The organism is Corynebacterium pseudotuberculosis (assembly GCF_002155265.1).
GTDB classification, from domain to species: Bacteria; Actinomycetota; Actinomycetes; order Mycobacteriales; family Mycobacteriaceae; genus Corynebacterium; species Corynebacterium pseudotuberculosis.
The window spans coordinates 897,597-920,024 of the sequence record NZ_CP021251.1 but is presented as its reverse complement, the minus strand read 5'-3'; the positions used below and the strand labels follow the sequence as shown (position 1 = coordinate 920,024).

Sequence of the window (22,428 nt, the reverse complement as noted above, 5' to 3'; positions counted from 1 at the left end):
CTAGTCTTCGTCGTCAAAGCTGAGGTCATCCAGATCGATGTCTGATTCCTCAACTTTGTTGACCTCAACGAGGTCAACGCCGGCAGCCCGATGACGCTCAACGGTCGCGTCTACCTGTGCAAGTAGCTCATCTGCTTTATTTTCATCAATATTTTCTGCCAGAGCTAGCTCGCCAACAAGCACCTGGCGAGCCTTAGCAAGCATGCGCTTTTCTCCCGCAGAAAGGCCCCGACCTTGATCACGACGCCACAGGTCACGCACCACCTCAGCGACCTTGTTCACGTCACCGGAAGCAAGACGCTCCTGATTCGCTTTGAAACGACGCGACCAGTTGCCGGCTTCCTCAACGTCGATTTCCCGCAAGAATCCAAAGACTTTTTGCAGGCCCTCATCGTCTACAACGTCACGCACGCCCACCAACTCAGCGTTTTTGGAGGGGACACGAACCACGAGATCGGACTGATTGATATGGAGGACCAAGAATTCCAAGGTCTCACCGTTCATTTCACGCTGTTCGATCGCCTCGATCACTGCGGCACCATGATGCGGATAAACGACGGTATCGCCGACCTTGAATTCCATCTAAACTCCTTGAGCGTTCGGGTTTAACCGCCGTATTCTACCATGACTCCAACCAGCACTTTTAGCCGAGCGCAATATTTCTACCCAGTCTGAACGATAAATGATTCTGTTTTAGAAAAATGTGCGGCGAAACATGCAAAATACTCGACTGATCCCCACTGCATAGTAAAAAGTTCCCATGGTTCTAAAGTTTCCCCCCGTTTGGCTCCAACCCTGCACAAATAAGTGTGTGAACAGCAGCACTAGATACTAGAGTGAAGAGCGAAAAATGTGGCGAACCTCTGTTCAAAATCGTCACGCCCCCTACAGTCTCACCCCTATGGAGGACGAACAAGTGAAGTCCATGAAGTCTGTCGCCCGTCGTGGCGCTTTGATCTCCGTCGCTGCTGTTTCCACAATCGCCCTGGCAGCCTGCAGCGCAGGACAGATCACTCAGACCTCTTCACAGGTCGCAGCCGTGGACGGAACTCAAGCCGATACTGAGAACGGCACCATCGCAGTCCGCGACGTCACTGTTCACTTCACCGACAAGGGCGAAGCTGGCGTGAAGTTCACCGCCATCAACCAAGACAACAGCAGCGCACGCCACACCCTGAAGTCCATCACCGTTGGCGGAGAAAAAGCAGTAATCACCGGCGATACCACAATCAACTCGGACTGTTCGCTGGTTGGAGATGTTCCCTCTGAGGTGGCTAAGCTCACCAAGCCAAAGAACATCTGCATCGAGCATGTTTCCACGTCGATTGCTAACACCGGCCTGGCCGCCGGCGGCAACAAGGAGGTTGTATTCTCCTTTGATTCCGGCACCATCACCACCACCGCAACGATCTCCACTCCGGTTGTTGAATCCGGCACCCAGGATCGCGAGGTCGGTGGCCACGCCGCCGCTCATTAATCGCTAACCATAACGCGTAAGGGCTTCCCCACTAATAATGACGGGGAAGCCCTTACGCGTTTCTACTTAACTTTTTCTACTTAACCTTTCGCAGCACTGCGATACCGCCAGCTATAGCTAAGAACCCAATGGCATTAAAAGCCAAGGCTGTGGGAAGCATTCCTCCCATAAACTCTCCTTCTGCTTCATGCATACCATGCATCTCACCGGGGAATACCCATGGGCCATCGGCAAGTTGCTGTGGGTGTGGGTGCGGCTCAGCCATAGCGGTATGCTGTGGCTCTTTATCCACAACTTTGACCTCTTTAGTTGGCTTCCCGCTCTTATCTCTGCCGGCATTCACCTGAACGCTCACGTCACTGTGGCCTGGTCGTTCTCCTCGAGCCGTTTTCCGTTGGGGAGCAGGGGCAGCAGGAAGCTCTTGTTTAGGAGCATCTCGATGCACATGCGATTCCGGATGTTGAACGCGATGCCCCTCAGGCTTGCGCACCTCAGGCACAGTCGGCGCGACTCCACGCTCCGTGCGAGTTTCCTTCGCGTCTTCTTCCCCCAGCAGGTCAAGCAAAGAAGTCAGCCCCGATACGTCCAGGTCAGATACTGTAGGCTTTTTCAACCTTTACCTCCGCAGGCGCCTGCGGCTCCTTTTTTTGCGGGGCTAGGGGGAATGGTTTGCCCTCGGTAAAAATAGGGAGAAGATATTCCTCATCATCTTCGTCTTCCGGAGGGTCGCCGACAGGCTTCAGGGGAGTATCTTCGGGATCTTGCGGCGTTTCTGTTTGCCCTTCATTAGGGCCGGTCACATCCTTAAAAGGATCCTCTGAAAAAGTATCAGTTATAGGAAGATCATCACCGGGCTTTTCAGTGCCGGTTTTCTCAGCATCAGGAAGCCAGCTCTCCTCTAGGCCTGAGAAATAAGACCTCTGAAACGCTAAATCAGACATTTCTTGAGACTTAGGATCCACGTGTATCAGCACCTGACCAAATCGCCCCAAGTCAAAGGTGACCGGGCCCGAATCCGGCTGTAGCACAGCGGCATTCACCGTAACGCTACCGGAGGAAGTCTGGCCCGCTATTTCCTTGTTAAAGGTGATGCTTAGGTGGTTGTTTGCGTCAATAACGCCTTGCGCGATCACTCTATTCAACGCACGATCGGGGATCTCAAAAGTAAGCGGGTCCCCAATATCTAATTGCTTGGGCAACTGGTAGTGGATCGCGTCCCCTTCAGCGACCCCCACAGCGTCCTTCCATGCGATAGCAACGCTGACACGCTGCCCCTCCCCTATGTGAAACTCCCGGCTGGATTGCCCATCCGTCGGAGAAACTTTCACGTCAATAATGGAAGCACTCAAATCCCGCGGGGCAACTCGCGCAGGGAGCCCTAGCATGGAGGAAGATCCCGCCTGGGAGGAGGAAACACTTATAACTTCAGGAGCACTATGTGCCATAGCCGGGGCAGAGAACGCGACCGCCATGCAAGTAAACGAGCAGGCAAAACTCGCCCTTACAGCATCTCGCACTCTTCTCGCACCCATGTATACCTCTACCTAAATCCAGCTTTGCGGAGACCCCACAGCAAGCCGAATAAATCCTAAGCTTTTCCCTAAACCTATTTTTAATTTACTCCTCTCATAGTAGTTGCCATTCTCAAATAGCGAAAACTCTTTCCACATTTTCCGCAAACCAACATCTGCTGCTCAGAACACACAAAAGTCAAAGAGGCTGCCATCAGCATAATTTTCAACAAATCTATCCTTTAGGAAACTATAATTTTAATTTTAGGAAACCTGCCATCTAAATTTTTTTAATATCTACACAATGCAGCTACCAGTAATTATGCATTTTTAGATGTTATTTCAAGTCATTTTCATGTAACGCGCAGTATTCGAACATCCAGGGGCACCAATGTCATGGAGGTGCCCTATGGTGTTCTCATGGCTAAAAAAGCGCGCAGCATTCACGCATGCAAAGAATGCGGGTACTCCTCCCCCAAATGGTTAGGACGCTGCCCCGAATGTGGGTCCTGGGGAACCATGGAGGAACAGCGCTTGAGCACTCCCACAAGCGCCCCAAGTGTCTCATTGAGGCCCATGGGTCTCACGCCAACTTCACCCGCCGTGTCAATCACTAGCATTAATGCGCATACATCAATTACTCGCTCAACTGGCATCAGCGAACTTGACCGAGTATTAGGAACCGGCATTGTTCCAGGGTCAGTGGTGCTGCTGGCAGGCGAACCCGGCGTGGGTAAATCAACGCTTTTATTAGAAGTCGCAAGTAAGTGGGCCCAACAACCCGACGGTGACTCCACCCGAATCGCACTCTATGTCACAGCAGAAGAATCTGCCGGACAAGTGAGAATGCGAGCGGAACGCACTGGAGCGCTGCAGAAAACCCTCTATCTTGCTGCGGAGTCCCACCTTGATATCGTTTTTGGCCATGTAGAACAGCTAAAACCGAGCCTACTTATCGTAGACTCTGTACAGACCATGCAAGCCGCAGGCGTGGAAGGCGTCGCTGGCGGTGTCGCGCAGTCGCGCGCGGTAACTGCTGCTTTAACAAGCCTTGCAAAGACCACAGGAATTCCTATCCTCCTGGTGGGGCACGTTACTAAAGATGGAAATGTGGCGGGTCCCCGTGTCTTAGAGCATCTTGTAGACGTAGTGCTGAATTTTGAAGGCGATAGGCATTCCAGCCTCCGCATGCTGCGTGGAATCAAAAACCGCTTTGGAGCCACCGATGAAGTCGGCTGCTTTGAGCAACAATCTGATGGGATCCATGAGGTACCCGACCCCTCCGGGCTATTCCTTTCACATCACGGCACCACACCCGACGGCACAGCCGTCACAGTGGCCATGGACGGGGTGCGCCCTATAGTTGCTGAGGTACAGTCCCTTGTGGTCCCCACTGAAGCTAAAAATCCTCGTCGCGCGGTCACCGGACTCGACCCTACGAGAGTCCCCATGGTTCTTGCGGTTCTTGCCGCCAGGGCGGGCAAGAAAACACATAATAATGAGGTCTATGTGGCCACCGTCGGAGGCATGAAGGTTGGAGAACCCGCCACGGACCTGGCCATTGCGCTTGCCACTGCTAGCGCACTCATGCGCACCCCCTTGCCTCCTAAAACAATTGTTTTAGGGGAAGTAGGGCTGGCCGGGGAAATCAGACCGGTCCCTAATATTGATCGTCGTCTTGCAGAGGCAAAACGGCTCGGATACACCTCCGCCATAATCCCGGCCGGCACCGTCAAGACAACAGGAATAGCCATTAAAAAAGTTCGCGACATCCAAGAAGCCCTGGATGCCGCGTTTTAAGGATCGATACTACTGAAGGTTAAAGGTATAGGCCGGGGAGGGGTTACCGCCAATAACAGTGTGGAGATAATAGCTTCCGGCAGGCACTGGTTGCCGGCCCGAACATTGCTTTGGCGCACTACCTGTCCTAGACCAGATCGCCTCAAAGTAGCGTTCTTCGCCGGCTTTGAAGGTGGTCTTTCCTTTAGCTACAGGCTGATTGCAGTCAATGTCTGACCAGATTCGCTGGTTTGTTGCAAGGTTATAAACCTCAAACCGCAGCGGATTTTCGTCTGCGTTAATCCCACAGTCTGCTTTAGTCGGGTTTTTTACCGTCATAAAGAACTTTGGCTGTGCCTTAGCATCATAATTCGCCTGATCGCTGGCCGCGGAAACAACAAGGTCCTCTACTGCACACGTTGTCTTCGCGTCAGCGGCAACGCTGCTAGTGGGTTCAGCAGACGGCTTTTGCGACTCCGTGCTCTTTGACTCTGTGCTCTTTTCTGAGCTGCGGCCGGATGTCTCAGAGGCTCGTGCAGAGCTGGTTGCCGTCGCTGAGGATGAGGCCCCGGATTCGGCTACATTGGTGTTCTCGGTGTCTCCTCCACCGATGGTTGAAAGAACCCACACAATGAGGAGAACCACAACCACAAGTGCCACCACGGCGGCTGCTCGACGCCGCTGATAGTAGACCTCGGGCAGCCTCCGGTTCTCATGTTGTTCGCTTCGTCGATCCACGTACTCAGACTAAGTGTTTTCCGTGGTCATCTGGGGAACATCGTGGCGTGTCTTCACGAGTCTTTCTTAAAATCCGATCGTATGCAGGGTTTCCACCTTGCCGTCGGATAGCCGATACCGCGCGGAAACCAAAGCCGTGCGATGCTCTTCCACCGCTTTGCAGATGGCCGGGGAAGTCTGGAGAATTCGCGTGACCGTAGCTGTAGCATGGTGGCGCTCAAAATCCGCATGATCGCTACTACCTGCGTTTTTAGACTCTAAAATGCTTGGTGCGATCTGTCCAACCAACGCACGTTGAAAACCAGCCGGTGCCCCATCGCCCTCGATAACTTTTGCGGTAGCCGCCACGGCGCCACACGATTCATGCCCCAAAACCACAACTACTTCCACGCCCAGTCCGGCAACGGCAAATTCAAGCGAGGCTAATACTCCGGTGTCAATCACCTCACCCGCTGTTCGGATAACAAAGATGTCTCCAAAGCCGGCGTCGAAAAGCATTTCCACGGGGACACGCGAGTCACAGCACGTAAAAACACACGTCCTCGGGGCCTGGCCTTTTTTTATTTCATCTCGACGCGCCACGTCCTGGTTAGGACGCTGAGGATTCCCCGAGGCAAATCGCGCATTGCCCTCAAGAAGCAGAGCCCACGCTTGTTCAGGATCGCGAGGGGAATGAGGGTTATATCCGTACGACATGCCATATATTGTTGCATTCCTCGCCTCATAAATGTGACATTGCACTCAGGTAGGGGGTTACACTGGATACCCACGAATATGAATGCATCAGAGAAAAACAACATCATCACAGCACTTTTGCGCTGGTATCGTGCTAACGCCCGTGCAATTATTTGGCGTACCCCCGAAACCTCTCCGTGGGGAATTCTTCTCAGTGAAGTCATGAGCCAGCAAACTCCCGTGGCGCGCGTTGAACCCATATGGGCGCAGTGGATGGAAAAATGGCCCACTCCTCGGGACTTTGCGCAAGCCCCCAAGGACGAGGTTCTTCGAGCATGGGGCAGCCTTGGTTATCCACGCCGGGCGTTGCGACTACATCAATGTGCTCAACAGATAGTCGCAGTTCTTGACGGAGAAGTCCCAGCAGATGTGGAAAAACTTCTTGCGCTGCCAGGTATTGGCGATTACACCGCTCGCGCAGTGGCAGCTTTTTCCTTTGGACAGCGAGTAGCTGTGGTGGACACCAACGTCAGACGGGTTTACCACCGCCTTTATCTTGGTCGCTATCTTGCGGGAAATCCCTCCAAAAAAGAAATCGCAGAGGTACAAGCCTTATTGCCAGAGCACAATGCTCCTGAGTTTTCTGTGGCGCTCATGGAACTCGGTGCGCTTATCTGCACTCCCACGCCCGCCTGCGAGGTCTGCCCAGTGCGCTCACAATGTGCATGGATAGCCGCGGGCGCTCCCCGGCCCAGTGAAGAAGAGCTGGCAGCTAAAAAGAAGCGCGTACAAAAGTTTGTGGGCACCGACCGCCAGGTTCGCGGCCTCATCATGGCACTCTTGCGATCTGCTGAATCGCCTGTCCCCCGCAGCAGTATCGACGTAGTATGGCCGGATGCTGCGCAACGATCCCGCGCACTTTTTTCTTTGTTGGAAGATGGCCTCGCTGAACAAAACTCAGACGGTTTTTTCCATCTGCCCAGGTAGGCGCTTAATTATGGCTTAGCTTGTCAAACTCCGCGAGTTTTCCGTACGCCCATGTTTTATCCGTGAGCAATCGTGCCAACCCCAGCCCCGCCGAAATGGATAGAACCACCATCATCGCGGTGGCAGTGTTGACCAGGGCTTGATCCATATCGCCTTTGTTCAGGTAGTACACAGCCCTAAACATCGCGGTACCGGGTATCAAGATCACGGCTGCCGGCACGATCGTTGTGATCCTGGGCAGGCCCACGCTTTTCGACGCCAACGCTCCCAACAAACCAACAATCAATCCCGCAATGAACACTGAGACATAGTCAGTAGCGTTATTCGCCTCCAACAATAGCTTTATCATGTTCGCCGTCGTTCCCACCGCGGCTGCTACCAAAGCCATGCGTCGTGAACTATTAAAAAGGAGAGCAAAGCCCCCGATACCGATAAAACTGGCAAAAAGCGCAATCAACCAACTATCACCCGGCTCAACCATCACTGGGACTGGGTCAAGGCCGGTAGCCCTGCTGATCATCGCTACTGAAAAAGTTGCCGTTAAGGTAACCGTTACCGCATAGACTAACCGGGAGACACCAGCATCAAAGTCAAAACGGCCAAGGTCAATCATCGCGGAGAACAGCGGAAAACCTGGTACTAAAAAGAGCACCGCAGCCACATAACCGGCGGTAAAATTCGGAGTTTCCCCCACATCGGTATGAGCGAGGATACGCGCGATGGCAAAGAATGTTAGGCATGCAACGACCCCCGCTGCGACTACGCATCCAAGCTGATGTATGCGCTTTTGAAGGAGTATTGTTCGAACCGCCTGCCCTAGGCCTGCAGAGACAGCCACCAGGAGGGCCTCCACAACCGCAAAATGGTTCAATATCGCAAAACTGGCGCAGGCCAATGCAGAGGCTAAAGAAACTACCGGTATGCTCCAACGACTGCCCACATTATTAACGATTTTATCCAGAGCGGAATTGAGATCTTCCGCAGTGATTTGACGGTACAAACTATTGGACAAAGACTCTAGTGCCTCGATCCGTGAGGCATCCACAGCCGGGCTCTGAGCACGTGCCACTATTGTCCGAAAATTATCGCCTCGATGAAAAGTCGAGGTAATTTGTGTAATCCCCACCACCGCGTCAATTCGATCAAATCCCAGAGCCCGTGCGGCTTGCTTCATCGCCCGGGTTACCCGATAGCCGCTAGTCCCTGCGCTCATCAGTAATATGCCCAAACGGATCACAGCGTCCGCTTCCATTTCCATTCGGTACTGATTGCGATCGTTCATAAAACGATAGTAGCGCCAGCCCAAAGGACTGACGCTACCTCACTTTTGTTACTTCCAACGGCCTCTAAAGCTAAGCCCACCCGGCAGCTTTACGTACACGCCGCCACGGCTATTCAGCGTTACCGGACCTATCTTGGTGCTGGCCGATGCTCCCGAACCTGAAAGATTCAGCCAACTGTTTTTACCGATCTTTTTGCGCTTACGATACGTAATACCCATGGTTAGGATTCCTTGGCTTCCTCTACGTCAAAATCAGCTTCAGGAACCATCTCTGGGTCATCTGCAGCGTCGACCACAGCTTGCTGAGCCTCCACTACCTCAGGAGATTCCGTAGCAAAATCCGGCAGTGGCTTAGGACGCGGCACGAATGTGAAAACAGCTTTGTCCGTATCCTTGGATTCTCCATCCCAGCCTTCAACATCTACCGTGACAATCTCGCCGGCGCCGACCTCTCCAAAGAGAATCTTTTCAGAGAGCGCATCCTCGATCTCACGCTGAATCGTGCGACGCAATGGACGCGCGCCCAGTACCGGATCGAATCCTCTACGTGCCAAGAGGCTCTTTGCCTTCTCGGTGAGCTCGATACCCATGTCTTTCTGAGCCAAGGCCTTTGCCACGCGGCTAACCAATAGGTCCACCATCTGGACGATCTGGTCTTGAGTTAGCTGATGGAAGACCACGACCTCATCGATGCGGTTAAGGAATTCAGGGCGGAAGTGCTTCTTCAGCTCATCATTAACCTTCTGCTTCATTCGGGAGTACTGGCCATCCGCATCATGCTCGCCGACTGAGCTAAAGCCCATGCCCACGGCCTTGGAGATATCCTGCGTACCCAGGTTTGATGTGAAGATCAGAACGGTGTTCTTGAAGTCCACCACGCGCCCTTGGCCGTCGGTAAGCCGTCCGTCTTCAAGCACCTGCAGCAGCGTGTTGTAGATCTCCTTGTGGGCCTTCTCGATCTCGTCGAAAAGCACAACGCTGAAAGGCTTGCGACGTACCTTCTCTGTAAGCTGGCCGCCTTCCTCATAACCAACGTATCCGGGAGGCGCACCGAACAGGCGCGAGGCGGTGAAACGATCATGGAACTCGCCCATATCGATCTGAATCAGCGCATCGTCATCACCAAAGAGGAAATTAGCCAATGCTTTAGAGAGCTCGGTCTTACCCACACCGGATGGGCCAGCAAAGATGAAGGAGCCCGAAGGACGGCGCGGATCTTTCAGTCCGGCGCGCGTACGGCGGATAGCACGGGATACAGCCTTAACTGCGTCCTCCTGCCCAATAATGCGCTTGTGCAACTCATCCTCCATGCGCAGCAGACGAGAAGACTCTTCTTCCGTCAGCTTAAACACTGGAATTCCGGTCCAGTTGCCCAGAACCTCCGCGATCTGCTCCTCGCCGACTTCAGCGATTTCTTCCAGATCGCCAGAACGCCATTGCTTTTCTTTCTCCGCGCGTTCCTCGTTCAGCTTCCGCTCGGTGTCACGCAAGCCAGCGGCTTTTTCAAAGTCCTGCGCATCAATAGCAGCTTCTTTTTCCCGACGTACCTCCGCGATGCGGTCATCGACCTTGCGGATCGACTCAGGGGCGGTCATGCGCTGGATGCGCATACGCGCTCCGGCTTCATCTATAAGGTCAACTGCTTTATCAGGCAAAAAGCGGTCATTGATATAGCGATCTGACAACTGTGCCGCGGCAGCGAGCGCACCGTCTGTGATGGACACGCGGTGGTGTGCCTCGTAGCGGTCGCGCAGGCCCTTGAGAATCTCAATGGTCATTTCCACGCTTGGTTCCGGCACGTTGACTGGCTGGAAACGACGCTCAAGGGCAGCGTCCTTCTCAATGTGCTTACGGTACTCGTCGAGAGTCGTCGCTCCGATGGTCTGCAGCTCTCCGCGAGCAAGCTTTGGCTTAAGCAGGCTAGCAGCGTCGATAGCGCCTTCAGCCGCACCGGCGCCCACCAGGGTGTGGATCTCGTCGATAAACAAAATGATGTCGCCGCGCTGATTAATCTCTTTGAGGACCTTCTTCAGGCGTTCCTCAAAGTCACCGCGATAACGAGACCCCGCGACCAAGGAGCCTAGGTCTAAGGAATACAGCTGCTTATCCTTCAGAGTCTCGGGCACCTTGCCGTTGACAATATCTAGCGCCAGTCCCTCGACCACGGCGGTCTTTCCCACACCGGGCTCACCGATCAAAACGGGATTGTTTTTGGTGCGGCGCGAAAGAACCTGCATGATGCGCTCGATTTCTTTCTCGCGGCCTACAACCGGGTCCAGCTTGCCGTCCTTGGCAGCCTGAGTGAGGTTCCGACCAAATTGATCCAAGACCAAAGAATTGGAACGATCGCCAGCGCCGGATCCGCGGCCGGCACGGGCTGCACCGGTACCAGCACCAACAGCCTCTCCGCCAGACTCATTGTTCTCGGGGCTCTCCCCGCCCGCATAGCCCGAAAGCAGCTGAATAACTTGCTGGCGCACCCGCGGTAGATCTGCACCAAGTTTTACCAATACCTGAGCCGCGACGCCTTCGCCTTCTCGGATCAAGCCCAACAGCAGGAACTCAGTACCGATGTACTTATGTCCCATCTGTAGTCCCTCACGTAAGGAAAGTTCAAGGACTTTCTTTGCACGGGGGGTAAAAGGGATGTGCCCAACTGGAGGCTCGGAACCATGCCCGATGATTTCTTCTACTTCTTGGCGAACCGCTTCCAAGGAGATGCCCATGGACTCGAGGGCCTTTGCAGCAACGCCCTCACCCTCATGGATAAGTCCGAGCAGGATGTGCTCAGTGCCGATGTAATTGTGGTTAAGGCCGCGCGCTTCTTCCTGCGCCAGGACGATCACGCGACGTGCACGATCAGTAAACCTCTCGAACATGGTTGCACCTCTTTTTCATAGTTTGCCCCGCTAATGTCACCCACTGTAACGCTGTGCCTTGACATTTCCTTGCACTAGCAAGCAAAACCACCCCTTATCACCCTGCAATAACTCAGTTAACCTGCACTTTTATAGGTGTACGCCGGTAGCGAACACACATGGCGATGTCATATAACGCCTTGCCCAATGTGTTCACTTGAATTAGCTCTTACAAGGCGTATAGTTTTGCCGGTGAATACACTCGGACGTCTTCTCGGTCTTGTTGGCCTTATTGGCATCGTGATTGCGGGTTACCAGACTGCAACGGAGCCTTTTACTGATTGGCCCGCTTTTGATACCCCAGCCAAAGCCCTCATCGCTGAGTTCTCCTTTTTCACAATGTGGTCCAATATCGTTGGCACCTTCTATCTCTTGCGCGCGGGCCGAACTCCCCGCTGGCTGACTGTCGACGCCGTATCCATGCTGGTGGTCACCGGGGTGGTTTATAACACGCTTCTTGGCGGAGAATTGCACGGACTCTGGGCAATTAGCAGCCCCATCCAGCACACCTTTATGCCTATAGCAGTCCCCCTTTACTGGCTGCTCACCATCCGCGGACGCCCCACGTTCCAGCTCAGTTCCATCATCGGCGCGCTGGGGATACCAGTGATCTGGTCGATTCTGACTTTCTATCGCGGTGCTACCACCGGCTGGTATCCGTACTTCTTTATTGATGCCACCAATCTTGGGCTTCCCATAGCCCTGCGCAATATGGCCGGCGTTTACCTAGGATTCTTTATCCTGGCCATAGTCTTGGCGTTCCTTGAGCGTTTGATTTTATGGCTAAGGCGCCGCACCAAAACTGCCGCAGCGATCGCCGCGTCCTCGCTCTAGCACCTCCTCACTCCGCGCATACGCATAAAAGTGTGCCCCGGTGTCATATGACACCGGGGCACACTGGTTTTTGTTTTAAGCGTCGACACGCTTAGGGATAAAGAAGCTCGTAGCCACAGACAAACCAAGAATTATCGCACCCACGATAAACGCCGTAGTGTATCCGGCGGTAGAGTCCGACCCTGCTGGCGAGCCCGCAACCATGAATACCGGAAGCACCGCGAAGGAAATTCCAGCGCCTAGGTTAAAGGCCGCAGAGTTCATACCGGGGAGGAATCCCTCATTATCCGCAGGCGAGTTCACCACGCCCAGGTTATTCAACACAATATTGCCAATTCCGGCGTACGTAATACCTAACAGGACCACTGACGCGATAAGTACCACCTTGGATGTGCTTCCAGCCAGGGCCAAGACAAGCAGGAGAACTGCGGAGGAAGCATTACCAATCCGGAGAAGTCGGCTGTAGCCTATGCGCGGCGCCCAACGTCCTGCAAAAGGCCCCACGAGCCAGCCGATGAGGGCATAAGGCGTAAGCAACATCAGGCTGGCTAGGTCAGCCGGAAGACCAAAGCCGGCGTCAGGGTTCTGTGCAAGTGAAATAGCTACACCGTTCACCGCAGCAAAGACACCCGTCATGGTGAGAACGGTGGTTAGTAGCAAACCCCAAGTTTGCCGACGCGCCAGATACTTGGGAGCAACCATAGGTTGGTCGTGTTTGTTCTCCCATTTCCAGAACACTGCAAATACTGCGAGCCCGAAAAGAATTAGGCCAACAACGAGCATCCAGTTAGCGGCCGCAGCTTTACCGGCCTCGTTGGCTGCCAAAGTAATGCTGAGGACAGAAACCACCAGAATTGCGGCGCCCACCCAATCCATTTTCACGTTGTCGGATGGCTTAGATTCTGGTGCCCAAAGAGCAACAACAACGGTGGCAATAAGGCCGACGATGGCAATAAGCCAAAATACCGAGCGGAATCCGAGGTGCTCCGCCATCCATCCCGAGGCAATAACGTCAATGCCTGCGATGCCGCCGTTGACAGCTGCAATGATTCCCATGAGGGTTCCCAGCCGCACCTGGTCACGCACTTGACTCCGCAGAATAATCAGGGTCATAGGGATAGTTGGTCCAGAAATACCCTGCAGGGCACGAGCGATAGCCAACACCGTGATGTTGGGAGCAAGAGCCGCCATAAGGCCACCGATAGCCATAACGGCAAGCATGATCACAAGAATTTTGCGGCGCCCCACGATGTCGGACAGCCGGGGAAGGAAGAGACCGCACATAGCCCCGCCGGTAAAGAAGGCCGTTTGGGTGAGGCCAACAGTTGCCTCATCGGTCCCGAGTTCCCTTGCCATGGTGGCGAGCACCGGGGATAGCATTGAGGCATTAAGTTGAAAGGCGATTGCTGCTGTAAGCAGAACCGTCATAAGAAGGGCGATACCGCCCTTGCAGGTATCTACTGGGTCTTGGAGAGTCATAAAGTTACCTGTGTAATTAAAGAACGGATTAGTCCGCTTAATCCGCAAAATTTGTATTTCCGACGTTGGCAAGCGCCTGCGTCAACATCGACCAGAACAGGTCACAGTCAGCGTCGACTGCAACATGATGCCGTGGGGTTTCCTCAAAATCGTCGAGCTGGGCCAGCGTCGATGGATCTGAGTGTGTCCATGTTCTACGCAAGTCCACAATCGTTTGCCCACGGGCATAGTCGCCTTGGGTTTCCACATAAATTGGGGCTGCAACAGTACGGATAACTGAGGGATTGGCCACCGCCGCAACGGCGAGAGGGTCATGCATCGGTGGCCCGGGGTAGCGACGCTCACGTTTATAGGAAGCACCAAAAAAGTCGATAAGTTCCGCAACAAAAGCAGAAACGTCGGTGTTGACGTCGACAAGCTGCTGAAGGCGTTCGGGAACCGCCAGTACTTTGTGCGTAACATCCAGACCCACCATGGTTATATTCCACCCGGCTTCAAAAACAATCCGTGCCGCCTCAGGGTCTGCAAGGATATTAAACTCAGCCGCAGGAGTCATGTTCCCGGTATGGTGTCCCCCGCCCATGAGGGTTACTCCAGCCACGCGCTCAACCAGCTCCGGATACATCCGTGCAAACAAAGCAATGTTGGTCAGCGCTCCCGTGGGAACCAAAGTGATGCTTCCTGGCTCATGTTCTTTAACCACATCCGCGATCAGGTTCACAGCGTGGCGTGGATCAAGTTCCACTCCCGGGGCTGGGAGTTGAGGGCCGTCTAGGCCAGAATCACCATGAATTTCCTCAGGAATGAGCTGTGGCCCGAGCAAAGGATGATCTGCACCAGCGGCAAAAGGCACCCCCGTAATCCCCGCTACCCGCGCCATCGCGCGAGCATTTGTAGTTACTTTTTCCAGTGTCTGGTTCCCAGCCACGGTGGTAACCGCAAGGAGGTCAATATCGGGACTTCCCCAAGCAAGCAGGATTGCAATGGCATCATCATGCCCCGGGTCGCAGTCGAGGATGATCTTTTTCAAGGTGACTCCCTAGTACGTGATCTAGCAATGTTCGCTGCACCACACATTAGCGCGTCACTGGTTATATCCATAAGAAGAACCCTGTGAAGGTTGCCACTCTCTTACCCCCTTTGACGTGGAGGAAATCGTTTGCATTTTTGCGCAAGCCAGATCGCGCGCACATTCCTGTGCGCATAAGCTGCCATACTTTACGTATGGATATCCGCTATCACCACACGCCACTTTCGCCCCGGATGACAGTCCTGATTACTCACGGATACGCGGAACATTCCGGCAGGTATCAACCGCTTATCAAGGCCTTTCTTGACGCCGGCTACGACGTCGCTTCCTACGATCTACGGCAACATGGCACTGCATACGACACAGCGCGGCCACAAGCATGCGTTGACGTTGCCCAGCTTATCGACGACCACCTCGCCGTCCGCGCAGCAGTCTCCCAGAACATGCGCACCCATAGCCTCGCCCTTTTAGGCCATTCGATGGGTGGGGTAATCACAGCAGCCTCTGCGCAAAAGGATCCTTCTGGAATTTCTGCAGTCATGCTCTCTGCTCCGGCGTTACGTCAATTCCCAGCTGTTCCCTTACCTTTGGCAAAGGCACTGCGACTACTGGCCACAGCCATCCCCAATCTCCCCACAGTCAAACTTTCCAGTGCCGACATCTCCCACGACCCCGCCATTGTCTCCGACTATGATTCCGATCCGCTCAATTATCGTGGCCCTGTTCCTTTGCTTACTGCTGCCTCCCTAGCGATCACAGGAACACAAGTACTCCACCACTCCTGGCCCGCACACGTGCCACTTTTTATTGCGCATGGCACAGCCGACAAACTCGCAGACATTCGAGGCTCAGAAACCCTGGCAAACCTAGCGCATACCCAGCTCATCACAGTCGACGGGGCTTTCCATGAAATATTCAACGAGCCCGAGGCACCAGAGCTCAGGAAGACAATGCTTAATTGGCTGGAGCAGCAGGTTTAACCAGCAGAATACAAAAATTCCGCCACGGAAACGTGACGGAATTTCATATTAAAACTACGAGGCGGCTTAGCCCATTCCAGCAGTGACCACGCCGATGGCCGACAATGAGTTGAACGCGATGTGGGCGATCATTGATGCTGCTATGTTCCTCTTAAAAAGAAGGTATATAGCAATAAGCGAGGCCGTGCCCGGGAGATAATAAATGAACCCTGTGAGGGTGAACGATGCGTGGAGATACACAAAGAGGAGACCCGATACGAGCGTTGCAATAGTTAAGGAGACTTTACCCGGAGCCCAGCCCATCATAGCCTCGCGGAATACTAGCTCTTCAGCAATCGGTGCAAACACTGCCAGAGTCAGAATCGTGGCTACCATGAGAGAGCCATTGATGGCATCTTTAGCGGCCGACTGGTTTGCACTATCTCCAAAACCAGGAACAACCTTTGTCGCGATAGCAACTACAACAGCCTGAAAGACAATGAAACCTATAACAGAAAGCACGAGTTTTAGGCGCTTTTCTTTCAGACTTTTCAAACCGGCGATTACCCGATCCCTAAAGAGAAATAATCCGAGAACAGCTGCTACGCCTGTACCAATGTAGACGGCCAGTTCGCCCCAATCGTCTCCCACGATCATAGGTAGGCCCGCTACCAGGAAGAAATATGCAATGATGTATAAAACGCGTACTATGATCTGGCGATTGAACGATAACTTTTGATCAGAAGTCATTTTGGCCACTCTCTTTCTAGGATACAGTGCGTCTACGCCCCAATAATCTCCATCACGACCAATAAGAACATTAACTGGAGATAATAAATATCGTCCTGAAGCATAGAATACTTTTATATAACCACACTATGTCACATGGCACCTAGTCATCCCTATTGGACCACAGAAGGCCAGTCCCACAAGATAGAGTTGGTCCCCTAAAAGCACCCGTTATGAGGCATTTTTAGGGGACCAACTCTCTAAAGGTTTTAGTTTTCCGGTTTTACCATCGGGAAAAGCACGGTCTCACGAATACCCAGACCCGTAAGAGCCATCAAAAGCCGGTCAATTCCCATTCCCGTACCAGAGGTCGGGGGCATACCCTGTTCCATCGCGGTAAGGAAGTCTTCATCCAACACCATAGCCTCATCATCACCGCCAGCGGCAAGACGAGCCTGATCCTCAAAACGTTCACGCTGAATCACTGGATCAACCAGCTCAGAGTAACCGGTAGCTAGCTCAAAACCACGGACGTAAAGATCCCACTTTTCAGTCACGCCCTCTTTAGAGCGATGATCGCGAGTGAGCGGAGAGGTTTCCACGGGGAAGTCACGCACAAAAATTGGACCAGTCAGCTGATCCTCACACAGAAACTCCCAAATTTCCTCTACAAACTTACCGTGGCCCCAGCCTTTGCCCGGTTCTAGCCCAATGGCCTTGGCAATACCGCCCAGTTCCTCCACAGTAGAGTGGATTGTAACCTCTGGCTGCCCCGGGAACTTACGGGCAAGCGCCTCATTAAGGGACGGATACATCTCAATAGAAGGCCATTCACCACCAAGGTCATATTCCGTGCCGTCCGCCAACGTGACCGTGGTCGAGCCAAACACGTCCTTAGCAATGTACTGGATCATGTCTTGATGCAGCTTTGCGCCGTCATCGTAAGTTCCGTACGCCTGATAGGTCTCCAGCATGGAGAACTCCGGGCTATGGGAAGAATCCACGCCTTCATTGCGGAAATTCCGGTTTACCTCGAAGACCCGCTCAATGCCGCCCACCACGCAACGCTTGAGGTAGAGCTCAGGGGCAATACGCAGATAGAGGTCAATATCCAGAGCATTCGAGTGGGTTTCAAAGGGACGCGCCGCTGCGCCGCCATGAAGGGTCTGGAGCATCGGTGTCTCCACCTCCAGGAAGCCACGCGACTCCAGGAAATTGCGTAGAGAACGCATCACCTTGATGCGAGTTAGAGCGTTGTTACGGGCTTCTTCTCGCATGATCAGGTCGGTATAGCGGTGACGGATACGGGTATCCTCGCTCATATCCGCAAAGGCAACGGGCAGTGGTCTGAGAGACTTAGATGCCATCTGCCATGATTGAACCATTACAGAGAGCTCACCCCGCTTAGAGGCAATAACTCGTCCACGAACAGAGACGATGTCGCCGAGATCCACGTGGGCTTTCCAATCAGCCAAGGCATCGGCACCGACCTCCGCTAGAGAGAGCATTGCCTGAATATGCTCACCGTTACCTTCTTGGAGAGCCGCAAAGCACAGTTTGCCAGTATTACGAACAAAAAGGACTCGGCCTGCAATAGCGACCTCATCGTGGGTTTCATCACCAGCAGTGAGGTAGGTAACTCCCCCCTCCTTGCCAGCTTCATCTTCCCCAAGGACCTGATATTTCTTCCGTAGGTCGGTAATCAAGGTAGTCCGATCAACAATCACCGGGTAGGCGTCCACGCCGGCGTCGATAAGCTTCTGGCGCTTATCGCGACGAATACGTAGCTGTTCTGGTACGTTTGGGGATTTTTTTTGCTCGCTCACGGGATATAAGGGTAGTCCACGTGCAGTAACCTAACCAACCCTCCCCCGTTGACAAAGTGATATCACATTTTTTAATCTGATATCACTTTTCCCTCACTGAAAGGAAGCGCATGACAACAGTCACCGATCGCCCAGTAGGCCATGAAGGTGCCCAAGTTGATATCACCGAAAAAACTCCTTGGGTGGAAGGCAGCAACATCGCGGCCATCGCCGCAGTCGCCGCTGTCATCGGATTTCCCGGATCAATGGCGCTTGTAGCACTTGGCATTCACCACCTCAACCAAGGAAACAGTGGTGGCGCATTCCTGCTGATATGCGGCATCGTGCTCCTTGTCCTGTTCTCCATCCTTGCCGGAATGATCAAGGTCATCTCCCCCGGCCACACCCTGGTCGTGCAGTTCTTTGGACGATACCTAGGCACAAACCGAGCAACCGGCCTCTCCCTCAACCCGCCGCTCAGCAACTCCGCCAAGGTCTCAGTCCGAGTGCGCAACTTTGAGACCAATGAAATCAAGGTCAATGACCTCAACGGCAATCCCGTTAACATTGGCGCAATCATCGTCTGGCAGGTTGCCGATACCGCCAAGGCGACCTTTGCTGTGGAGGACATGGATGAATTCATCCACTCACAGGCAGAGTCCGCGCTACGCCACGTAGCCACCACTCACCCCTACGACGGCGGAACAACAAACCTCCCCTCACTATCAGGATCTACCGAGCTCGTCTCCAAAGAGCTTGCCGACGAAGTCGCCGCCCGGGTTGCGGTTGCAGGATTAGAAATCGTTGAGGCGCGAATTTCCAACCTGTCCTACGCTCCAGAAATTGCCCAGGCCATGCTTCAACGCCAACAAGCAAACGCGATTGTCGACGCCCGCGAGACCATCGTGGAAGGTGCTGTCTCCATGGTGGAGAGCGCACTTGCTCAGCTAGAATCACGCGATATTGTGGAACTCGATCCAGAACGCCGCGCGGCCATGGTCTCCAATCTGCTCGTAGTTCTATGCTCCGACAACAACGCCCAACCCATGATTAATACAGGCAGCTTATACACCTAATGCCCAGAAAAAGCATTCCTCTCCGCATTGACCCGGCAGTGGCCGAGGCAATCGCCCGCTGGGCTCATGACGAGGCGCGCAGCGTCAATGCGCAGATCGAGGTGATGCTGCGCGACCAGCTCCGCAAAGCGGGACGGCTTCCCAAAAATGTCGGAGAAATCCCCAAGCCCGGCAGGCCACAAAAATCAACCCCGAGCTAGCCCCAGACCGCTCTGTACAGAGTTACGTCTTGCCAGTAAAAACGCCAATTCCCTGCAATTCCCCTTTAGTTTTATAGACTAACCTGTCTTTTGGGAATAGACATTCCTGTACTAACGTTGTGCCAGAGGAAACAAAAACAATCAAAGGGGAATCATGAAGTGGACTAGCTTTGGAGCACAGGTGATCTACGGCCTTATCGCCGGGGTCATCCTCGGCCTTATAGCCAGCTCAATGCCAGAGGGAAACTGGCTCACCACCGCACTCACCACCGTGGGCGGCGATTATGTCACTCTCTTAAAGGTCTTAATCCCGCCGCTAGTTATGACGGCCGTTATCACCTCCATTGCTAACCTGCGCCAGGTGACCAATGCCGCGCGTTTAGCAGTAAAAACCCTCGTCTGGTTTGCCATCACCGCGTTTTTCTCCGTCCTTGCGGGCATAGGCGTTGGTTTGATCTTTAAACCCGGCGAGACTTCCGGTTTACAAGACACTTCAGCAGCTCCCTCTTCCGTCGGATCTTGGTGGTCATTCCTCGAAGGAATTGTTCCCACCAACCTCGTGGGATTAGAAGCCCACACCAAAGTGGTAGATGGGGTGGCTTCCACCAGCCTAAGCTTCAATGTGCTGCAGCTTCTGGTAGTAGCCATCGCCCTAGGGATTGCGGCAGTAAAGGTCGGCGAGAAGGCCGAGCCATTTATTAATTTCAACCGCTCCCTGCTGGAGATCATCCAGAAAGTGCTGTGGTGGATTATTAGACTTGCACCCATCGGCACCGCTGCGTTGATTGGAAAGGCTGTGGCCACCTATGGTTTCGGCGCCATGGGAGCCCTGGGCAAATTTGTTCTCACCGTCTATGTCGGCCTAGCTATCGTCTTGCTCGTAATCTATCCAGTGACCTTAAAGCTCCACGGCCTTAACGTCGCCCAGTTCTATCGTCGTGTCTGGCCAGTGACCTCCCTAGGCCTTGTCACTCGCTCCTCCATGGGAGTCATGCCAGTCACCGAGCAGACCGCAGAGGCCATCGGCGTTCCCAAGCACTATGCTTCCTTTGCCGTGCCGCTGGGAGCAACCACCAAGATGGATGGATGCGCCGCTGTATACCCTGCCGTAGCCGCAATATTTGTTTCTCAGTTCTACGGCGTTCCACTTAACTTCACCGATTACGTTTTAATCGCCGTCGTTTCCGTCCTCGGCTCAGCAGCCACCGCCGGCACCACGGGCGCTACCGTAATGCTGACGCTGACGCTGTCTACCCTGGGACTTCCCCTGGAAGGCGTTGGTCTCTTGCTCGCCATCGAGCCGATTGTTGATATGGGTCGCACCGCAGTGAACGTGACGGGCCAGGTACTTGTCCCGGCTATCGTCGCAAAGCAAGAAAAGCTTCTCGACGCCGTCCAGTTCAACGCAAAACGCACCGTCGCTGAAGAAAAGGTCTCCGTCTAACCAGCAAACCAGCCGGTAACACCCGGCGCGATATTGTGGTACACGTGTTTAAGTTCTTGGTACTCGGCCAGGCCCGTAGGACCAAGCTCCCGACCGTTCCCTGATTGTTTCATTCCACCCCACTCCGCTTGCGGCAGGTAGGGGTGGAAATCGTTTATCCAGATAGTCCCGTGGCGCATCGCACGAGCCATGCGCTCTGCCTTGCCGGCATCACGCGTCCACACGGCTCCGGCTAATCCGTAGTTTGTATCATTGGCAATCTCTACGGCTTCTTCTTCCGTTTGGAAGGTCTCCACGGTCACGGTAGGCCCGAATGCCTCATCGTGCACGCAATCCATCTCGCGGGTGCAGCCGTCGATGACTGTGGGCAGATAAAACTCGCCACCCATCTCCTCGGGGAGCCCTCCGGTGAGAACCCGCGCTCCTTGCTCTTTAGCGTGTTCAACGTATGCATGCACTTTTTCACGATGCTCCGCCGAGATGAGTGGCCCGGTCTCTGCGTCCTTATCCAGCGGCCCACCCAGGCGAATTTTTTCCGCACGATTGACCAGCTCTGCAACAAATTTATCGTGGATCGATTCCTCCACGATAAGCCGTGAGCCTGCCGAGCATACTTGCCCTGAGTGCACAAAGGCAGCGTTAAGAGCGTTATCCACTGCGGCATCAAAATCGGCATCGGCAAAGATCACATTGGGGTTTTTACCGCCCAGCTCCAAGGCCACGCGTTTGACGGTCTCAGCAGCATTGCGCGCAATAATTTTTCCGGTCTCAAGCCCGCCGGTAAAAGAAACCATATCTACGTCTGGGCTCACAGATAGTGGGTTTCCACAGCGTGCCCCGGCCCCAGTGATCAGGTTGGCCACGCCCGCCGGAACGCCCGCCTGTGTCAGGATGGTCATAAGCATCATGGCGGTGTGCGGGGTGAGCTCGGCTTGTTTTAACACAAAAGTGTTACCGGCAGCCAATGCCGGAGCAACCTTCCATGCGACTTGAAGCAGTGGATAATTCCACGGGGTGATAAGACCGCACACGCCTATAGGTTCGGCGTCGATACGCGAGCGCACGTTTGGATCTCCTGGATCCACTACTCGTCCTGCAGAATGCTGAGCCAGGGTGCCAAAGTAATCAAAGGCATTGGCAATATCATCCATGTCTAATTCAGATTCCACGAGCCGCTTGCCAGTATCCGCAGACTCTGCGCGCGCCAGCTGATCTTTGTTCTCCCTGATCGCATCTGCCACTTTTAAAAGGATCTTGCCGCGTTCCGCTGCGGGCGCCCATTCGCCAGTGTCAAAAGCCCGGCGCGCGGCGCTAATCGCCTTCTCTGTATCCACCTCAGATGCCTCAGAAACAGTCCCTACCACGCTGCGGTCAGCAGGATTGGTAATCACACGGGTCTCACCATCCAGTGCTGGAACCCACTGGCCATCAATAAAAAGTGTCGCGATCCCGTTAGCATAAGCGTCTTTGAGCAGGGAGGATGTGGTTGGATCAAAAAGCATAAA

General features: G+C 53.9%; 21 protein-coding genes. 8 read left to right on the top strand and 13 right to left on the bottom strand.

Annotation, left to right across the window (positions count from 1 at the left end):
• Positions 1-582 carry a CarD family transcriptional regulator gene (locus CpATCC19410_RS04290; RefSeq protein WP_013242615.1) on the bottom strand — a complete coding sequence of 194 codons (582 nt, stop codon included), beginning with the start codon at positions 580-582 and terminating at the stop codon, positions 1-3.
• 319 nt (positions 583-901) lie between these two features.
• Between CpATCC19410_RS04290 and CpATCC19410_RS04285 the strand changes: the two genes are divergently transcribed.
• Positions 902-1,477 carry a hypothetical protein gene (locus CpATCC19410_RS04285; RefSeq protein WP_014522262.1) on the top strand — a complete coding sequence of 192 codons (576 nt, stop codon included), beginning with the start codon at positions 902-904 and terminating at the stop codon, positions 1,475-1,477.
• Between the two features lie 76 nt (positions 1,478-1,553).
• Here the strand turns inward: CpATCC19410_RS04285 and CpATCC19410_RS10955 are convergent, their stop codons facing one another.
• Positions 1,554-2,090 carry a hypothetical protein gene (locus tag CpATCC19410_RS10955; protein WP_228026797.1) on the bottom strand — a complete coding sequence of 179 codons (537 nt, stop codon included), beginning with the start codon at positions 2,088-2,090 and terminating at the stop codon, positions 1,554-1,556.
• A complete protein-coding gene (locus tag CpATCC19410_RS10950) occupies positions 2,068-2,949 on the bottom strand; it encodes an Ig-like domain-containing protein (protein ID WP_231105465.1) in 882 nt (293 codons plus the stop codon). The genes CpATCC19410_RS10955 and CpATCC19410_RS10950 overlap by 23 nt, the downstream gene beginning before the upstream one ends.
• A 459-nt stretch (positions 2,950-3,408) precedes the next feature.
• Here CpATCC19410_RS10950 and radA point away from each other — a divergent pair, with 459 nt between their 5' ends.
• Positions 3,409-4,788 (top strand): DNA repair protein RadA, encoded by a 1,380-nt coding sequence (gene radA / locus CpATCC19410_RS04270; protein WP_038616426.1) that lies wholly within the window; start codon positions 3,409-3,411, stop codon positions 4,786-4,788.
• Between the two features lie 9 nt (positions 4,789-4,797).
• On the opposite strand, the gene CpATCC19410_RS04265 is transcribed toward radA, so the two are convergent.
• Positions 4,798-5,505, bottom strand: a complete 708-nt coding sequence (locus CpATCC19410_RS04265; protein WP_013242620.1) for a hypothetical protein — start codon at positions 5,503-5,505, stop codon at positions 4,798-4,800.
• A gap of 66 nt (positions 5,506-5,571) precedes the next feature.
• Positions 5,572-6,201 carry a carbonic anhydrase gene (locus tag CpATCC19410_RS04260; RefSeq protein ID WP_013242621.1) on the bottom strand — a complete coding sequence of 210 codons (630 nt, stop codon included), beginning with the start codon at positions 6,199-6,201 and terminating at the stop codon, positions 5,572-5,574.
• A gap of 78 nt (positions 6,202-6,279) precedes the next feature.
• Here CpATCC19410_RS04260 and CpATCC19410_RS04255 point away from each other — a divergent pair, with 78 nt between their 5' ends.
• The gene (locus tag CpATCC19410_RS04255; protein ID WP_014401377.1) at positions 6,280-7,167 is read left to right on the top strand and encodes an HhH-GPD family protein; all 888 of its coding nucleotides are present in this window, start codon (positions 6,280-6,282) and stop codon (positions 7,165-7,167) included.
• Between the two features lie 4 nt (positions 7,168-7,171).
• Here CpATCC19410_RS04255 and CpATCC19410_RS04250 read toward each other — a convergent pair whose 3' ends face one another.
• The 3 genes from CpATCC19410_RS04250 to CpATCC19410_RS04240 are packed head-to-tail and all read right to left on the bottom strand — an operon-like array spanning position 7,172 to position 11,328.
• Complete coding sequence (locus CpATCC19410_RS04250) at positions 7,172-8,449, bottom strand: threonine/serine exporter family protein (RefSeq protein WP_014401378.1); 1,278 nt, start codon at positions 8,447-8,449, stop codon at positions 7,172-7,174.
• Between the two features lie 48 nt (positions 8,450-8,497).
• On the bottom strand, positions 8,498-8,668 hold the full coding sequence (locus CpATCC19410_RS04245) for a DUF4236 domain-containing protein (protein WP_013242624.1): 171 nt from the start codon (positions 8,666-8,668) through the stop codon (positions 8,498-8,500).
• Between the two features lie 2 nt (positions 8,669-8,670).
• Positions 8,671-11,328 carry an ATP-dependent Clp protease ATP-binding subunit gene (locus CpATCC19410_RS04240; RefSeq protein WP_014522470.1) on the bottom strand — a complete coding sequence of 886 codons (2,658 nt, stop codon included), beginning with the start codon at positions 11,326-11,328 and terminating at the stop codon, positions 8,671-8,673.
• A 186-nt stretch (positions 11,329-11,514) separates the two neighbouring features.
• Between CpATCC19410_RS04240 and CpATCC19410_RS04235 the strand changes: the two genes are divergently transcribed.
• Positions 11,515-12,201 (top strand): Pr6Pr family membrane protein, encoded by a 687-nt coding sequence (locus CpATCC19410_RS04235; protein WP_013242626.1) that lies wholly within the window; start codon positions 11,515-11,517, stop codon positions 12,199-12,201.
• A gap of 75 nt (positions 12,202-12,276) precedes the next feature.
• Here CpATCC19410_RS04235 and CpATCC19410_RS04230 read toward each other — a convergent pair whose 3' ends face one another.
• Entirely contained in the window at positions 12,277-13,680 is a 1,404-nt protein-coding gene (locus CpATCC19410_RS04230; RefSeq protein ID WP_014401380.1) for an MFS transporter, read from the bottom strand.
• A gap of 37 nt (positions 13,681-13,717) precedes the next feature.
• Positions 13,718-14,710 carry a nucleoside hydrolase gene (locus tag CpATCC19410_RS04225; protein ID WP_013242628.1) on the bottom strand — a complete coding sequence of 331 codons (993 nt, stop codon included), beginning with the start codon at positions 14,708-14,710 and terminating at the stop codon, positions 13,718-13,720.
• A gap of 83 nt (positions 14,711-14,793) precedes the next feature.
• On the opposite strand from CpATCC19410_RS04225, the gene CpATCC19410_RS04220 reads away from it, so the two are divergent.
• Positions 14,794-15,690: an alpha/beta fold hydrolase gene (locus CpATCC19410_RS04220; RefSeq protein ID WP_014300949.1), complete on the top strand. Its 897-nt coding sequence runs from the start codon at positions 14,794-14,796 to the stop codon at positions 15,688-15,690.
• Positions 15,691-15,756: 66 nt separating this feature from the next.
• On the opposite strand, the gene CpATCC19410_RS04215 is transcribed toward CpATCC19410_RS04220, so the two are convergent.
• Positions 15,757-16,419 carry a CPBP family intramembrane glutamic endopeptidase gene (locus tag CpATCC19410_RS04215; protein WP_013242630.1) on the bottom strand — a complete coding sequence of 221 codons (663 nt, stop codon included), beginning with the start codon at positions 16,417-16,419 and terminating at the stop codon, positions 15,757-15,759.
• Between the two features lie 248 nt (positions 16,420-16,667).
• The gene (lysS, locus tag CpATCC19410_RS04210) at positions 16,668-18,224 is read right to left on the bottom strand and encodes a lysine--tRNA ligase (protein ID WP_014522471.1); all 1,557 of its coding nucleotides are present in this window, start codon (positions 18,222-18,224) and stop codon (positions 16,668-16,670) included.
• A gap of 110 nt (positions 18,225-18,334) precedes the next feature.
• On the opposite strand from lysS, the gene CpATCC19410_RS04205 reads away from it, so the two are divergent.
• From CpATCC19410_RS04205 to CpATCC19410_RS04195, 3 genes are all read left to right on the top strand, one after another.
• The gene (locus CpATCC19410_RS04205) at positions 18,335-19,279 is read left to right on the top strand and encodes an SPFH domain-containing protein (RefSeq protein WP_013242632.1); all 945 of its coding nucleotides are present in this window, start codon (positions 18,335-18,337) and stop codon (positions 19,277-19,279) included.
• Positions 19,279-19,479, top strand: a complete 201-nt coding sequence (locus tag CpATCC19410_RS04200) for a type II toxin-antitoxin system antitoxin (RefSeq protein ID WP_013242633.1) — start codon at positions 19,279-19,281, stop codon at positions 19,477-19,479. Before CpATCC19410_RS04205 ends, CpATCC19410_RS04200 begins: the two co-directional genes overlap by 1 nt.
• Before the next feature lie 154 nt (positions 19,480-19,633).
• Positions 19,634-20,923: a dicarboxylate/amino acid:cation symporter gene (locus tag CpATCC19410_RS04195; RefSeq protein WP_013242634.1), complete on the top strand. Its 1,290-nt coding sequence runs from the start codon at positions 19,634-19,636 to the stop codon at positions 20,921-20,923.
• On the opposite strand, the gene CpATCC19410_RS04190 is transcribed toward CpATCC19410_RS04195, so the two are convergent.
• The gene (locus CpATCC19410_RS04190; RefSeq protein ID WP_013242635.1) at positions 20,920-22,425 is read right to left on the bottom strand and encodes an aldehyde dehydrogenase family protein; all 1,506 of its coding nucleotides are present in this window, start codon (positions 22,423-22,425) and stop codon (positions 20,920-20,922) included. The genes CpATCC19410_RS04195 and CpATCC19410_RS04190 overlap by 4 nt on opposite strands.
• Between the last annotated feature and the right edge of the window lie 3 nt (positions 22,426-22,428).